Genomic DNA, 14,219 nt, shown 5'->3' on the forward strand with positions numbered 1-14,219 from the left:
TCAGGAATGCTCCGGGGCGAGGGCGAGCAAGGCGTCGCGGGTGCGGGCGAGGAACAGCGCCTTGTCTTCGCCTTCCTCCAGCTGCAGCGGTGCGCCAAAGCTGGTAGTGCACAGCAAGGGCAGCGGCAGCACGCGGCCCTTGGGCATGACCCGGTTGAGGTTGGCGATCCACACCGGGATCAGCTCGGCTTGTGGATAACTCTTGGCCAGGTGATACAGCCCGCTTTTGAACGGCAGCAGGCCGTCTTCCAGGTTGCGTGTGCCCTCGGGAAAGATGATCAGCGAGTCTCCCTGTTCCAGGGCCTGAAGCATCGGTTGCAGGGGGTTATCCACAGGGTCTTTGCGCTCGCGGTCGATCAGCACGCCATTGAACACCCGGCTGATGATGTAGCGTCGCAGGGCGCTTTTGTTCCAGTAGTCACTGCCGGCCACCGGGCGGGTGAATTTACGCAGGTTCTGCGGCAACGAGGCCCACAGCAGCACGAAATCACCGTGGCTGCTGTGGTTGGCGTAATAGATGCGCTGCACCGGCACGGGCGCGCAGCCAAGCCACAGGCTGCGGGCGCCGGTGACGGTGCGGGCCATGGAGGTAATCAGGGTGGCGACCACGGGTTCGAACATGAGGATTCCTTATCCGGCGAAGGGCAGCCAAGGGCTGGCCAGGATGACGGCCACGGTCAGCAGCACTTGCGCCGCCAGCAGGTAGGCTTGCTTGCGCAACAGTTTCAAGGCGCCGCGACGGCGTTCGGTCCAGGGCCGGCCCGCGCGTTTGGCGGATTGCAGGCCAAGGGTTTGCATGGCTTGGTCGAAGTCGGGCGTGCGCTCGGTGTCCCGGGCCAGCAGGGCGAACAGGTCAGCGTCGAAGGCCACCCGCAGCGCCCAGTATTTTTGCAGCAGCCCGAGCACAATCATCCACAGGCTGAGGGTCAGGCAGATCGGCGTGATACTGGCCATCAGCAGTTGCGCGAGGCCGAACAGTACGCCGAGCAAGGTCAGGCCTGTGGATAACTGATCCAGGGAACGGCCGCGGCGCAGCAGGCTGGCGACGACCTGTAATTCCATATCAGCGGGCATGGGTTAAACCCTCCAGGGCTTCACGGTGAGCGGGATGCAGGACCACACGCGAGCGTGCTGTACGAATAATAGCCACCGCTTCGTCGACATTGCCTGCGCGCCCGGTATGTAGCAGCCATGCAGCCACAGCCGTGGCACTTCGCGAGTAACCAAGGGCGCAGCACACCAGCAATGGCCCGGCTGAGCGCAGTCGTTCAATGGCTTGGGCGGCTTCCAGGCATTGCGCGGCGGTGGGCGCCGTGAGGTCGAGCACCGGCAAGCTGTAATAGGCGCGGCCCTGTGGATTAATCGGTAACTCGGCGCAGAGATCGACCACCGCCTTGAATGACTCCAGCTCGCCGCCGGTGGGAATTCGCCCTAGCCAAACGTTATCCACAACTTCGTCGGGCTGTGGATGTTTACGTGTCCACAGGCGGGAATTGATCCAGGCGGCTACTAGATAAGGCGCCAACAACCAGCGTACCGCCGGAGTGAGTCGCCCGTCGGCGCGTTTCTGAAAGCCTGAGACGCCCAACACCAGATAATTCGCCTTCATCAACCCGAGGGAAACTGCCGGCCAAAGCAGCCACAACCAGCCCCCACCGAGAGAAAACGCGAGGACCAGACACACCAGCGACCCGAAGCCATAGCGCAAACCCAGCCGCCAACGCTGCCGGTCCCGGGTCAGGTGGGCATTCAGCAGCGGGCTCGGATGTTCCGGCGGCCACAGCCACACACACAGCCAGCCGGCGAGGGCACCTGTGGGTAAGTCGATAAAGTGATGTTGATAAGTGGTCAGTACCGAAAGGCCGATCAGCGCAAACCAGCCATGCACCAGCCAGCGCCAAAGGCCCTGGCTATGCCGCTGGTACATTATCCACAGCACTACTAGCAAGGCGATGTGCAGCGATGGCGCCTGGTTGAACGGCTTGTCGAACCCGGCGAGTACGGCAAACAGCCAACCGAACACGCCGTCCAGTTCCGGCCTTTCGAAGGTGAAGCGCAGTGGCCAGATCAGGAAGCAGGTGACGGCAATCACCTGGGCCGTCAGCAGGCGCAAGGCGTGTTGCTTCAACTCATGGCGGGTGCTGGGCAGCAGCAGGGAAAAACCGTAGAGCAGGTCGATCGACCAGTAGGGCACGATGGTCCAGGCCCAGAACGGGATATGGGTTTCCCAGCCGAACACCATGGTGCCCACGTCGCTGCGCTGGCTGGTGACCCACGTAGCAAAGCCGTAGGTGCTGAAAAACAGCGGCGCCAACAGCAGCAGCCACAGCACCGCCGGTTTTAACAGGCCCGGTTCACGCATGGGTCAGACTCGCTGTGCCAGGGACACGCTGAAAATCCCCCACTCATCCACACGCTGGGTGATTTTGCGGAAACCGGCGGCTTCCACCAGTTGATCCATCTCTGCCTGACTACGCCGGCGCATTACCCAGGCCTGGCCCTGACGGTGGCTGGTGAGGGCGCGGGCGATCAGTTCCAGTTGCGGGTGCCACGGTTGGCCGGTGTACACCAGATAGCCTCCGGGCTCCACGGCTTCGGCCAAACCGGCGAGCGAACCGCCGACCATCGCGTTATCCGCGAACAGTTCATACAGCCCGGACACCACCGCCAGCGTCGGCTTGGGCTGCAGCGCTGCCAGGTCCGCCCGGTCAAACGCATCGCCTTTGACGAACTGGGCGATGTCTCCCAGGCCTTTTTCACGAATCAGCGCGCCACCGTCGCGCACGTTGATGTCGCTGTAGTCCCGCAGCAGGATCGATTCCGGCAACGGCGAAACGCCCTGCAAGGCTTCCAGAATGTACCGACCATGCCCGGCGGCGATGTCGACGATGCGCACTTCCTGCTGCTCGTCCCGCAGCTTGGCCATCGCCAGGCGCAGCAGCTCTTCCACGTTCAGCTTGCGTTGGCGAATACCGCGCCAGCCGATGGAGTTCAGGTAATTGGTGTCGATCATCCGCCCCAGCCCGCCTTTGCCGGTGGGTTTGTTGCGGTACACGTAGTCCAGGGTGCTGCCGGAGTCGAAGCCGGTATCGAAACCAAGCTTCACGCCATCCGACAGTTTGCTGCCCAGGCCCATGCTGGCGCGGGTCATGCGCCAGTAGAGGTCGCGCAGGGAGTTGCGTGGCAACGGCGCGGCGAGGGATTCGGATTCGGCGCAGGTCAGGCCGATCTTGTCGGCATCCAACAGCGTCGCGCGGTCCAGCGGGTGTTCGAAGTTCTGCAGGATAAAGCGCCGGGCGCTGCTCAAGGCCACCGCGCGGTCACGTTCACCGAGGGTGTCGTGGAAGAAGCCGGGGAGGATATGCAGTTCTTTTTTCAGGCTGCCCAGGCGGTCGAAAAACTGCTGCTGGGGTTTGCGGTGCACCACAAAGTCCGAGCCGGAGATCAGCAGTTGGGTCGGCACCTGGATTGCCTGGGCATCGGCTACAACCCGATCGGCGGCTTCGTACAGGCCCAGCAGCACATTCACCGAGATGGCTTTGGTGATCAGCGGATCGCTGTCGTAGGACGCCACGCGCTCCGGGTCATGGCTCAGGAACTTGGCCTTGACGTAACTGTTGACGAAAAAATTGCCGCGAAACTTGCGCATCAGCGCCAGGCCCGGCCGGGCGAAGGGCACGTAGAGCTTGACCTTGAACGCGGGCGAGGCGAGTACCAGCGAGCGGATCCTTGGTGCGTAGTCGTGCACCCAGGTCGCCGCGATCACTGCGCCGACACTCTGGGCGATCACCGCGAGGTTTTCTTCCTCAATGCTGTAGGTGGTGCCGATATGGTCAACGAAGGTCTGCACGTCCCGCGCACTGGTGGCGAAGCTCGGGCTGTCGCCGCGCGCGCCGGGGGATTGGCCGTGGCCGCGGGCGTCCCAGGCGAAGAAGTCGAATTCCGGCAGGTTCAGTTCGTCCACCAGGTGGGCGATACGCCCGGAGTGCTCGTGGCCGCGATGGAACAGCAAAATCGCCTTGCGGGGTGCAAAGCCCGCGGGCGCGGTGGCGGGCCAGTGACGGTAGAAAAGCTCCACCCCGTCATGGGTGCTGAAGGTGTGCTCTTGCTGTTCACGCATCGCAAAATCCTTATGCAGAAGGGGAGGTTTGTTGTTCTTTGAGGCCTTGGCGCACGCGGTTGACCAGGGTGTAGGCCAACAAGGCCGCGACCAGCCACATCACCGCCTCGACCCAACCGGCACCGAGCCAGCCCAGTGCCACGCCGGTGGCCAGAACCCCGAGCACAAATGCCCGATCGCTCTTGCCCATGGGGCCGTCGTAGCGCCGCGAGGCCCCGACCATCGGCCCGAGCACGCCGGCGTATTCGCTGAACACCGCCAGCAGCGTCACCAGCAATACCGGCGCCAGGCTGACCTCGGGGATCAGCGCAAACGGCAGGATCAGCGCGCTGTCGGCGATCACGTCACACAGTTCATTGAGGTAGGCGCCGAGTCGCGACTGCTGGCCGAATTCCCGGGCGAGCATGCCGTCGATGGCATTGAGGGCCATGCGCAGGATCATCCACAGCGGAATCAGCGCAAACAGCCACACATGTTGTGCGAAGCCGGCAATCAGCAATCCCACCAGGAGGGAAATCACCCCGGCCAGCACGGTGATCTGGTTGGCGGTGGTGCCGTTGTCGTAGAGGCGCTGCACCAGCGGGCGCAGCAGGTTCTGAAAACGCGGTTTAAGCTGATAGATCGAAATCATGGGGAGTGACGCTTCCTTGTCCGTAAGCCCGCGAAAAACTCTGGGGAGTGTGCCGATTTATCACGGTTGAAACCAGTGATGGCTCCTGTTTCTGGGGCTTTCGTCACTATCTGTGTGAAACCAAACAAAAATTTCACGCTTCGGGTTATAGAGTAACTAATTGTTTCTGGGTGGGCGTTTGGGGATGCGAGTGGATCTAGACGCTGATGACGTGGCCATCGAAGGGTTGCCGCGGTTTCAGCAAGGGTTGTTTCATGCCCGCCGTTTAAGGCAGGCCGGCATTGCCCTGACGGTGCTGGCGGTCGGCGGCTGGATGCTGGCGCTGTTTGTGGCGCTGTTCGCCCCGCTGTCGATCTGGCCGGTGGTACTGATCAACTGCGCCTCGGCATTGCTGGTGCTGGTGGCCGGTGTTCAGTCGGCCTGGTGGGTCGCGGATTGGCGGGCCATGGCGCTGGAGGAGCCGGCTGCACGGCTGATCGAGCAGCCGCTGCCACAAGAAGAACCTGGCTGGCTTAACCGGCAGTTCGGTCGCGTCGGCAATGGCTTGCTGGTGCAAATTGGCGCGCCGGTGTTCTGGCTGTGTGGCTGGTCGTTGCTGGCGCTGTTCAGCGTCCTGGAATTCTGGAGCCTAACCTTGCCCGCCGCTGCAGTGGGCCAGGCTGCCAGTGTGGGCGCGGCCATTGCCTTGGCACTGGCATTCGGCTTGCTGGTGTTTGAACGCCGCATGGCCCAGGAAAGCACCGCCCAATGGCCGGAAGCCGCGCAACTCGCGCAATTGAGCCGGGTGGCGATTATCTGCCTGGTGATCAGTGCGATTTGTCTGCTGTTCGCCGGTGAAGAATCCGTCTGGCCGCTGCGCCTGGCCGTGTTGATCGGCCTGTTGCCGGCCCTGGTGGCGCTGGAGTTTCTGTTAAGAGGCTTGCTGTCGCTGTTCAGCCCGCGCCAAGAGCGGCTTGAACCGCGCCTGATGGCGCAAAGTTTTATCGCCGGGATGCTGCGCTGGCCGCCGCAACCGTTGCTCGCCTTGCAGCACGAACTGCACAACCGTTTCGGCATCGACCTGCGACAGATCTGGGCCTTTACCTACATGCGCCGGGCGTTCCTGCCGGTACTGGTGGTGGTGCTGGCTGTAGGTTGGTTGCTGACCGGCGTGCATGAAGTCGCTCTGCAAAGCCGTGGGATTTATGAACGCTTTGGCAAGCCGGTGGAGGTCTTCGGGCCTGGCCTGCATGCCGGTTTGCCGTGGCCGCTGGGCCGCGTGCTGAACGTGGAGAACGGCGTGGTCCATGAGCTGGCCACCAGCGTTGGCGAAGCGGCAAACACCGACGTCGCTCCGGCCGAGGGCCCGGCGCCGTTGATCGCCAACCGCCTCTGGGACGCTACCCATGTGAATGACAAAGCCCAGGTGATTGCCAGCAGCAGCGGCGACAAACAGAGCTTCCAGATCGTCAATATGGATGTGCGCTTCGTGTACCGCATCGGCTTGACCGACCAGGCCGCACTCGCCGCCACCTATAACAGTGCCGATGTGCCCACGCTCATCCGCAGTACCGCCAGCCGCATCCTCGTCCACGAATTTGCCTCGCGAACCCTCGATGAATTGCTGGGTGAAGAACGCAACAACCTCGCCGATGACATTGGCAAGGCGGTGCAAGCGGACCTGAAGACACTCGACAGCGGCGTGGAAATCCTCGCCACCGTGGTGGAAGCCATTCACCCGCCTTCCGGTGCGGCCAACGCTTACCACGCGGTTCAGGCCGCACAGATTGGCGCCCAGGCGCTGATTTCCCGAGAGCGCGGCGCTGCCAGCGAGCAAACCAACCAGGCGTTGCTGCAAGCCAGCACAGCCCGCGACCAGGCCCAGGCCACGGCTCACGAAGTCAGTGCTGGCGCCCAGGCAGCAGACCTGCGCTTCAGCGCCGAACAAAAGGCCTATCAACAAGCGGGCCAGGCCTTCGTGCTGGAGCAGTACCTGAGCCAACTGAGCCAGGGCCTGGCCCACGCCAAATTACTCATTCTTGATCATCGCCTGGGCGCCAGTGGCGCACCGACCATCGATCTGCGTTCCTTTACCTTACCGGCTGACCCTGCGGTGCCGCGTAAAGCCGTTCAATAAGGAGTTCATCTGTTGAGCGCTCATTCTCACGATCACGCGGGCCATGGTCACCACCACGGCCATCATCATCACCATCACGGTGATGAACAGGAAGCCGGCCCGTTCCCTTGGCGGCGTATGGGCTGGGCGGTGTTGCTGGTGCTGTTCGCCGTCGCCGCGGCGAGCCTGGTGCAGGTGCGTTCCGGTGAAGCCACGGTGATTACCCGTTTCGGCAACCCGTCGCGGGTATTGCTGGAACCTGGCCTGGGCTGGCGCTGGCCCGCCCCGTTCGAAGCGGCGATCCCGGTGGACCTGCGCCTGCGCACCACCTCCAGCGGTTTGCAGGATGTGGGCACCCGCGATGGCCTGCGAATCATCGTGCAGGCCTACGTGGCCTGGCAGGTGCAGGGCGACCCCGACAATGTGCAGCGCTTTATGCGCGCGGTGCAGAACCAGCCGGATGAAGCGGCGCGGCAGATTCGCACCTTTGTCGGCTCGGCGCTGGAAACCACCGCCGCCAGTTTCGACCTGGCCAACCTGGTGAACACCGATGCCAGCCAGGTGCGTATTGCTGATTTTGAAGCGCAACTGCGCCAGCAGATTGATCAACAATTGCTCACTACCTACGGCGTGCGCGTGGTGCAGGTGGGCGTTGAACGGCTGACCTTGCCCTCGGTGACCCTCGCCGCCACCGTCGACCGCATGCGCGCCGAGCGCGAGACCATCGCCACTGAACGCACGGCCGTGGGCAAGCGTGAGGCGGCGCAGATTCGTTCGGCTGCCGAGCGTGATGCGCGGATCGTCCAGGCCGACGCCACGGTGAAAGCCGCCGATATCGAAGCGCAATCCCGGGTCGAAGCCGCGCAGATTTATGGCCGGGCCTACGCCGGCAATCCGCAGTTGTACAACCTGCTGCGCTCACTCGACACCCTGGGCACAGTTGTCACACCGGGTACCAAAATCATCCTGCGCACCGACGCTGCGCCGTTCCGCGCTTTGGTGGATGGGCCGAAGGATATTCAGCCATGAGTGAGCGGGAAAGCCTCGACAGCCCGTGGATCCAGGCTGGACGGCTGACGTTCCTGGCGCTGTATGCGGTGACGGTGTTGGCCGCATTGGCATGGGCGTTTTCCAACGTGCGGCAGATCGACCCGCAGAACCGCGCCGTGGTGTTGCACTTCGGCGCGCTGGACCGGATCCAGAATGCCGGGCTGCTGCTGGCCTGGCCGCGTCCGTTCGAGCAAGTGGTGCTGTTGCCCGCAGCGGACCGGGTAATCGAGCGCCGGGTGGAGAACCTGCTGCGTTCCGATGCGGCCACCCAAGCCGACCGCGTGGCCAGTTTTGCCACGCCGCTGAGCGACGCCCTGGCCGGCTCCGGCTACCTGCTGACCGGCGATGCCGGGGTGGTGCAACTGGATGTGCGGGTCTTCTACAAGGTTACCGAGCCCTATGCATTTGTGTTGCAGGGCGATCATGTTCTGCCGGCGCTGGATCGACTGGTCACCCGCAGCGCCGTGGTGCTGACCGCTGCGCGAGACCTGGACACCATTCTGGTGGCGCGCCCCGAGCTGATCGGCGCCGACAACCAGGCTGCCGAACGCCGCGAACGGCTGCGCGGTGATCTGGTGCGAGGCATCAATCAACGCCTGGCCGACCTGACGTCCACCGGCCTTGGCCTGGGCATCGAAGTCACCCGGGTCGACGTGCAATCAAGCCTGCCGGGCCCGGCGGTCAACGCCTTCAACGCGGTACTGACCGCCAGCCAGCAAGCCGACAAGGCCGTAGCCAATGCGCGCACCGACGCCGAGAAACTCACCCAGACCGCCAACCAGGACGCCGACCGTGCTGTCCAGGTAGCTCACGCCCAGGCCAGCGAGCGTCTGGCCAACGCCCAGGCACAAACCGCCACCGTCGCCAGCCTGGCCCAGGTCAAAGACCCCGGCCTGCTGCTGCGCCTGTACCGCGAACGCCTGCCGAAGATTCTCGGCCAGGCCGGCTCCGTGACCACGGTTGACCCTAAAGACGATTCCCGCCTGATCATTCAGGGAGCCGAACAATGACCGCCCACGCCGCCCCGATACTCTCATCGGCCGAACAACGCAGCGCCGCCCGGCAACTGACCCTGGCGATGCTCGCCTTGGGCTTGCTCAGCCTGGGCCTGGTATGGCGCTGGCTGGCGCCGGACCAGACCGGCGTGAGCCAACTGCTGCTGGGCGTCGCCTCATTGCTGGTGGCCGTGCCCGTGATGCGCTCGGCCTGGTACAGCCTGCGTTATCCGAGCCTGCATGGCATCACCGACCAACTGATCGCCCTGGCCATGCTCGGCGCCTGGGCCACCGGCGACCTGCTGACCGCTGCGCTGCTGCCGATCATCATGATCTTCGGCCATGTGCTGGAAGAGCGCAGTGTCATCGGCTCCCAGGAAGCGATTCATGCCCTAGGCAAATTGACCCGCAGCCATGCGCGCCTGGTGCAGGCGGACGGGACCATTCTGGAAGTCGACAACGGCATCCTGAAGACCGGCGATATCGTCGAAGTGCGTGCCGGTGACCGGGTGCCCGCCGATGGCGTGGTGCTGTCGGGCCAGGCCAGCCTGGACACTGCGCCGATCACCGGCGAATCGGTGCCGCTTGAGGCCAGTGTTGGCGTGCAGGTGTTTGGTGGCGCGATCAACCTCGACGGCCTGCTGCGCCTGGAAGTGACCCGCACCGGCAATGAGTCGACCCTGGGCAAAGTCATCGCCCTGATGCAGAGCGCCGAACGTTCCAAGCCGCCGATCACCCGATTGCTGGAGCGCTACGCCGGCAGTTATATGGTGCTGGTGCTGTTGCTGGCGGCGGTCACCTGGTTTGTCACCAATGACGCCCAGGCGATGCTCGCGGTGCTGGTGGCTGCATGCCCGTGTGCATTGGTGTTGTCGGCTCCGGCCACGGCAATTGCGGGCATTGCGGTGGCGGCGCGTCACGGCATTCTGATTCGCAGCTCGGCATTTCTCGAAGAGCTTGCAGACCTGACGTCACTGGTGGTCGACAAGACCGGCACTCTGACGTTTGGCACCCTGCGTTTGCAGTCCATCGACACCCGCGAGCCGGATCGGCAAGTGCTGCTCAACCTGGCGGCCAGCCTCGGCTCCGCCAGCAGCCACCCGGTCAGCCGGGCATTGGCGGGGTTGGCGACTCAGGAACAAATGCTGGTGCTGTCGGATATTCGCGAGCGCCAGGGCCTCGGTGTGGTCGCGCAGACCGGGCAGGGCGAAGCCGCCCTCGGTCGGCCGGAATTGTTTGAACAACTGGGCATCCCGACCACGGCAGTCCCCAACCACGATGGCCCGATTGCCGGGCTGGCGCTGAACGGGCAATTCCTCGCCTGGCTGTTGCTGGCGGACAGCGTGAAACCTGAAGCCCGCCAGGCAATGAAGGAGCTGCGTGAACTGGGCCTGGGTCGCCAACTGTTGCTGACGGGCGACCGCCAAAGCGTGGCCGACAGCCTGGCGTTGGAAGTGGGCATCAGCGACGTCGAAGCCCAGGCTTTGCCGGAAGACAAGCTCAACCGCGTGCTGGGGGAAATCGGCAGCGGCTTCCGGCCGATGGTGGTGGGCGACGGGATCAACGATTCCCTGGCGCTCAAGGCGGGTGTGGTCGGCGTGGCGATGGGCGCGGGCGGGGCGGATATCGCCTTGGCGTCGGCGGATGTGGTGCTGATCGGTAGCGACCTGCGGCGCTTGGGTACCTGTGTGCGCTTGAGTCGCCAGTGCCGGCACACGTTGCAGGTCAATGTGATTATCGGCCTGGGCTGGACGTTGGCGATCGTGGTGTTCGCCGCATTTGGCTGGCTGGGCGCGGCGGGAGCGATGATTGCGGCGGTGTTGCACAACCTCAGTACGCTGCTGGTGCTGGGTAATGCGGGGCGTCTGTTGCGGTTCCAGGAGCCGTTATTGAAACTCGAGGAATAAATTTTTCAGTCTCGCTGTAACGCCATGGGGGGACCTCACTCTAGTGCTATGTCGAGACTGAACAATCCGTTCAGACCGACTCCACTACCGATCATGAGGAATACACAATGAACATCAAATCCGCTGCTGCTGGTGCCGCCCTCGCTATCGCCGCTGCTGGCATGTTTGCCGGTGTTGCCACTCAGGTGCAGGCAGCAGACGCCCAGGTCCATTGCTATGGCGTCAACGCCTGCAAAGGCCAGAACGACTGCAAAACCAAAGACCACGCTTGCAAAGGCATGGGTTCTTGCAAAGGCCAGGGCTTCCTGTCGATGAGCAAAGCGATGTGCGATCAGAAAGGCGGCAAAGTCGGCGAGTAACCGGCAACCGAGTGCAACCGCAGCGGGCACCCCCTCCGCTGCGGACACTTTCCCCAGGAGTGTTTTTATGTCCGCTTCCCTTCCGAGTCTGGGTTACGGCCTGGGTTTACGCAGCGAGTACTACCAGCAGATCCTTGAACAATCGCCGGCCGTGGATTGGTTCGAAGTGATCTCCGAGAATTATCTGGTGCAGGGCGGCAAGGCCTTGTACTACCTGGACGCGATAGCCGAGCGTTATCCCCTGGTGATGCATGGCGTGTCCCTGTCCATTGGTGGACCCCATGCCCTCGATATCGATTACCTGAAACAACTCAAGCAGCTCTCCGAACGCATCCAGCCGGCGTGGGTTTCCGACCACTTGTGCTGGAGCCGCGGCAACGCGCACCAGTTGCATGACCTGCTGCCGCTGCCATACACCGAAGAAAGCCTGTACCACGTCGCCGGTCGCGTCCGGCAGGTGCAGGATGTGTTGCAGCGTCCCTTCGTGCTGGAAAACGTCTCCAGCTATGTGCGCTCCAAGGCGGATGAGTTTACCGAGTGGGAATTTCTCAACGCCCTGACCCATCTCACCGGCTGCCAGCTGCTGCTGGATGTGAATAACGTCTACGTCAGCTCACGCAATCATGGGTTCGACGCCTGGGAATTTATTCGCAACCTGCCGCCCGAAAGCATCCGCCAACTGCACTTGGCCGGGCATATGGATTACGGCGACTACGTGATCGACACGCACGACCATCCGGTATGCGATCCCGTGTGGGCGCTGTATCAGCAGACCCTGGAGCATCTTGGGCCGGTCTCGACCTTGCTGGAACGCGATGACCATTTCCCGCCGTTCCAGGAGTTGCTCGACGAGCTGAGCAAGGCCCGTGAACTGGGCGCGAGCGCGTTGGACAGGAGAGCGTTATGCGCCTGATTGATTGGCAGTTGGCCTTTGAACAGCACTTGCTGGCCGAGACGTCCACTGCCAGCAACAGCTTCAGTGCCACCTTGATCGGCGGCCCGACCCTGGATGTCGAGACGGGCCTGGCGATTTACCACAACGCCTATCACGCACGGTTGCAGGAAGTGCTGCGCGATGACTTCAGCGCCGTCTGGTATTGGCTGGGGGACGATGAGTTTGCGCAGTTGGGTTCGGCCTATATCCGGCGTTACCCCTCGGCCCATTACAGCCTGCGTTGGTTCGGCGAGCGGTTCCCCGGGTTTATCGTTGAACATTATGCCGAGCAGGGCGCTCCGCTGGCCGAGCTGGCGCGGCTGGAATGGGCCTTCACCCTGGCCTTTGATGCACCGCAAGGCGAGCCGTTGACCCTGCAAGACATGGCAACGCTGCCGCCTGAAGACTGGCCCGGGTTGCACGTGCAGCTCGCACCTTCGGTGCAGCAGGTGACGTGTGATTTCAACAGCCTGGGTATCTGGCGTGCCAGCAAGGGCGAGTGGGATTTTCCCGGCAGCGAGGCCTTGCCGTTGGCGCAGGTCTGCCTGGTCTGGCGCCATCAGAATGTTTGCCAGTACCGCAGCCTGGAAGCGGCTGAAGCCAGCGCGCTGACCGGCATGGTCACCAGCGGCTGGAGTTTTTCCGAACTGTGTGCCGAGTTGGCAGTCACTTACCAAGAGGGCGCGCCATTGCAAGCGGTTACCTGGCTGAAACAGTGGGTCCAGGAGGGTTTGCTCCAGCGGCGGGCACCATAGAAAAGGGCTATTGTTTCGATAGCCTGCTAATTTTTCCGTGGATGGTCTACCCTCATTTCAGACGTCTGAAACAAGGGGGGACTACTCATGCTCGCGCAACTTCCACCGGCCTTACAGAATCTTCAGCTACCGCTGCGTCTTCGACTCTGGGACGGCCATGAATTCAACCTGGGCCCGGATCCCAGCGTCACCATTGTGGTCAAGGACCCCATGATGGTTTCAAAGCTTAGCCATCCGACGCTCGATTCATTGGGCGAAGCCTTCGTCGAGGGCAAACTGGAGCTGGAAGGCTCCATTTCCGAAGTGATCAGGGTCGTTGACGAGCTGAGTCATGCCTTGGTTGATGACGACGAGGACACCCGTCCGGTGCGCTCGATCCACGACAAGGCCACCGACGCAGCGGCTATTTCCTACCATTACGACCTGTCCAACGAGTTCTACCAGCTGTGGCTGGACCGTGACATGGCCTATTCCTGCGGGTATTTCGAGACCGGCAGTGAATCCCTCGATCAAGCCCAACAAGACAAATTCCGCCACCTGTGCCGCAAACTGCGGCTGCAGCCGGGGGAGTATCTGCTCGATGTGGGCTGCGGTTGGGGCGGGCTGGCACGCTATGCCGCGCGGGAATTCGGGGTCAAGGTGTTTGGTATCACCCTGAGCAAGGAACAGCTGGAGCTGGCCCAGGAAAGGGTGAAAGCCGAAGGCCTGGAAGACCAGGTAGAGCTGACGCTGCTGGACTACCGCGACTTGCCCCAGGATGGCCGGTTCGACAAGGTGGTGAGCGTGGGGATGTTTGAACACGTCGGTCACGCCAACCTGGCGGAGTACTGCAAGATTCTCTATGGCGCGGTGCGTGAGGGCGGCCTGGTGATGAACCACGGCATTACCGCCAAGCACACGGATGGCCGGCCTGTGGGCCGTGGCGCCGGGGACTTTATCGAGCGCTATGTGTTTCCCAATGGCGAGCTGCCGCACCTGGCGATGATGACCGCCGAGATCAGCGAAGTCGGGCTGGAAGTGGTCGACGTCGAAAGCCTGCGCCTGCATTACGCGCGCACGCTGGACCATTGGAGCGAGCGCCTGGAAGATAACCTGGAGGCGGCGGGCAAGATGGTGCCGGAGCAGGCCTTGCGCATCTGGCGCCTGTACCTGGCCGGCTGCGCGTATGCGTTTGCCAGGGGCTGGATCAACCTGCACCAGATCCTGGCGGTGAAACCCCATGCCGATGGTAGCCATGAGCTGCCGTGGACGCGGGATGACCTTTACCAGTAGGCAATGGTACCGGTGATCTAAATGTGGGAGCGGGCTTGCTCGCGAGGGCGTTGTATCAGAAACACATTCAGTGACTGACACTCCGCTTTCGCGAGCAAGCC

13 protein-coding genes are annotated in these 14,219 nt (G+C 62.9%); 8 read left to right on the forward strand and 5 right to left on the reverse strand.

Translation table 11 applies throughout. The features are described 5' to 3' along the window. Genes BLU46_RS16390 through BLU46_RS16410 form a run of 5 tightly spaced genes read right to left on the reverse strand, consistent with a single transcriptional unit; the run spans position 1 to position 4,751 of the window. Positions 1-621, reverse strand: coding sequence for a lysophospholipid acyltransferase family protein (locus tag BLU46_RS16390; RefSeq protein ID WP_093203468.1), 621 nt, complete (start codon positions 619-621; stop codon positions 1-3). Positions 622-630: 9 nt separating this feature from the next. Continuing rightward, positions 631-1,074, reverse strand: coding sequence for a hypothetical protein (locus tag BLU46_RS16395; protein ID WP_093203471.1), 444 nt, complete (start codon positions 1,072-1,074; stop codon positions 631-633). Continuing rightward, positions 1,064-2,362 carry a phosphatase PAP2/dual specificity phosphatase family protein gene (locus BLU46_RS16400; protein WP_093203475.1) on the reverse strand — a complete coding sequence of 433 codons (1,299 nt, stop codon included), beginning with the start codon at positions 2,360-2,362 and terminating at the stop codon, positions 1,064-1,066. Before BLU46_RS16400 ends, BLU46_RS16395 begins: the two co-directional genes overlap by 11 nt. Before the next feature lie 3 nt (positions 2,363-2,365). Next, positions 2,366-4,120: a bifunctional alpha/beta hydrolase/class I SAM-dependent methyltransferase gene (locus BLU46_RS16405; RefSeq protein WP_093203480.1), complete on the reverse strand. Its 1,755-nt coding sequence runs from the start codon at positions 4,118-4,120 to the stop codon at positions 2,366-2,368. Between the two features lie 10 nt (positions 4,121-4,130). Beyond that, a complete protein-coding gene (locus tag BLU46_RS16410; protein WP_017476804.1) occupies positions 4,131-4,751 on the reverse strand; it encodes a CDP-alcohol phosphatidyltransferase family protein in 621 nt (206 codons plus the stop codon). 184 nt (positions 4,752-4,935) lie between these two features. Between BLU46_RS16410 and hflK (BLU46_RS16415) the strand changes: the two genes are divergently transcribed. The 8 genes from hflK (BLU46_RS16415) to cfaB all read left to right on the forward strand — a co-directional run bounded on the left by hflK (BLU46_RS16415) (position 4,936) and on the right by cfaB (position 14,118). Further along, the gene (gene hflK, locus BLU46_RS16415; protein ID WP_093203484.1) at positions 4,936-6,867 is read left to right on the forward strand and encodes a protease modulator HflK; all 1,932 of its coding nucleotides are present in this window, start codon (positions 4,936-4,938) and stop codon (positions 6,865-6,867) included. A 9-nt stretch (positions 6,868-6,876) separates the two neighbouring features. Next, positions 6,877-7,875: a protease modulator HflC gene (gene hflC, locus BLU46_RS16420; RefSeq protein ID WP_167410192.1), complete on the forward strand. Its 999-nt coding sequence runs from the start codon at positions 6,877-6,879 to the stop codon at positions 7,873-7,875. Further along, positions 7,872-8,906 (forward strand): protease modulator HflK, encoded by a 1,035-nt coding sequence (hflK, locus tag BLU46_RS16425; RefSeq protein ID WP_063033768.1) that lies wholly within the window; start codon positions 7,872-7,874, stop codon positions 8,904-8,906. Before hflC ends, hflK (BLU46_RS16425) begins: the two co-directional genes overlap by 4 nt. After that, the gene (locus BLU46_RS16430; RefSeq protein ID WP_093203489.1) at positions 8,903-10,798 is read left to right on the forward strand and encodes a cation-translocating P-type ATPase; all 1,896 of its coding nucleotides are present in this window, start codon (positions 8,903-8,905) and stop codon (positions 10,796-10,798) included. The genes hflK (BLU46_RS16425) and BLU46_RS16430 overlap by 4 nt, the downstream gene beginning before the upstream one ends. A gap of 107 nt (positions 10,799-10,905) precedes the next feature. Further along, entirely contained in the window at positions 10,906-11,157 is a 252-nt protein-coding gene (gene bufA2, locus BLU46_RS16435) for a BufA2 family periplasmic bufferin-type metallophore (protein WP_003213503.1), read from the forward strand. 67 nt (positions 11,158-11,224) lie between these two features. Continuing rightward, positions 11,225-12,070, forward strand: coding sequence for an MNIO family bufferin maturase (gene bufB / locus BLU46_RS16440; RefSeq protein ID WP_093203493.1), 846 nt, complete (start codon positions 11,225-11,227; stop codon positions 12,068-12,070). Continuing rightward, complete coding sequence (locus BLU46_RS16445; protein ID WP_093203498.1) at positions 12,061-12,846, forward strand: HvfC/BufC N-terminal domain-containing protein; 786 nt, start codon at positions 12,061-12,063, stop codon at positions 12,844-12,846. The genes bufB and BLU46_RS16445 overlap by 10 nt, the downstream gene beginning before the upstream one ends. An 87-nt stretch (positions 12,847-12,933) precedes the next feature. After that, entirely contained in the window at positions 12,934-14,118 is a 1,185-nt protein-coding gene (cfaB, locus tag BLU46_RS16450; RefSeq protein ID WP_063033772.1) for a C17 cyclopropane fatty acid synthase CfaB, read from the forward strand. The last annotated feature ends 101 nt before the right edge of the window (positions 14,119-14,219 follow it).

The organism is Pseudomonas yamanorum (genome assembly GCF_900105735.1).
Lineage (GTDB): Bacteria > Pseudomonadota > Gammaproteobacteria > Pseudomonadales > Pseudomonadaceae > Aquipseudomonas > Aquipseudomonas yamanorum.

Coding starts and splice junctions, on each gene's coding strand:
- BLU46_RS16390 (WP_093203468.1), bottom strand. CDS start 621: ATGTTCGAACCCGTGGTCGCCACCCTGATTACCTCCATGGCCCGCACC.
- BLU46_RS16395 (WP_093203471.1), bottom strand. CDS start 1,074: ATGCCCGCTGATATGGAATTACAGGTCGTCGCCAGCCTGCTGCGCCGC.
- BLU46_RS16400 (WP_093203475.1), bottom strand. CDS start 2,362: ATGCGTGAACCGGGCCTGTTAAAACCGGCGGTGCTGTGGCTGCTGCTG.
- BLU46_RS16405 (WP_093203480.1), bottom strand. CDS start 4,120: ATGCGTGAACAGCAAGAGCACACCTTCAGCACCCATGACGGGGTGGAG.
- BLU46_RS16410 (WP_017476804.1), bottom strand. CDS start 4,751: ATGATTTCGATCTATCAGCTTAAACCGCGTTTTCAGAACCTGCTGCGC.
- hflK (WP_093203484.1), top strand. CDS start 4,936: ATGCGAGTGGATCTAGACGCTGATGACGTGGCCATCGAAGGGTTGCCG.
- hflK (WP_063033768.1), top strand. CDS start 7,872: ATGAGTGAGCGGGAAAGCCTCGACAGCCCGTGGATCCAGGCTGGACGG.
- BLU46_RS16430 (WP_093203489.1), top strand. CDS start 8,903: ATGACCGCCCACGCCGCCCCGATACTCTCATCGGCCGAACAACGCAGC.
- bufA2 (WP_003213503.1), top strand. CDS start 10,906: ATGAACATCAAATCCGCTGCTGCTGGTGCCGCCCTCGCTATCGCCGCT.
- bufB (WP_093203493.1), top strand. CDS start 11,225: ATGTCCGCTTCCCTTCCGAGTCTGGGTTACGGCCTGGGTTTACGCAGC.
- BLU46_RS16445 (WP_093203498.1), top strand. CDS start 12,061: ATGCGCCTGATTGATTGGCAGTTGGCCTTTGAACAGCACTTGCTGGCC.
- cfaB (WP_063033772.1), top strand. CDS start 12,934: ATGCTCGCGCAACTTCCACCGGCCTTACAGAATCTTCAGCTACCGCTG.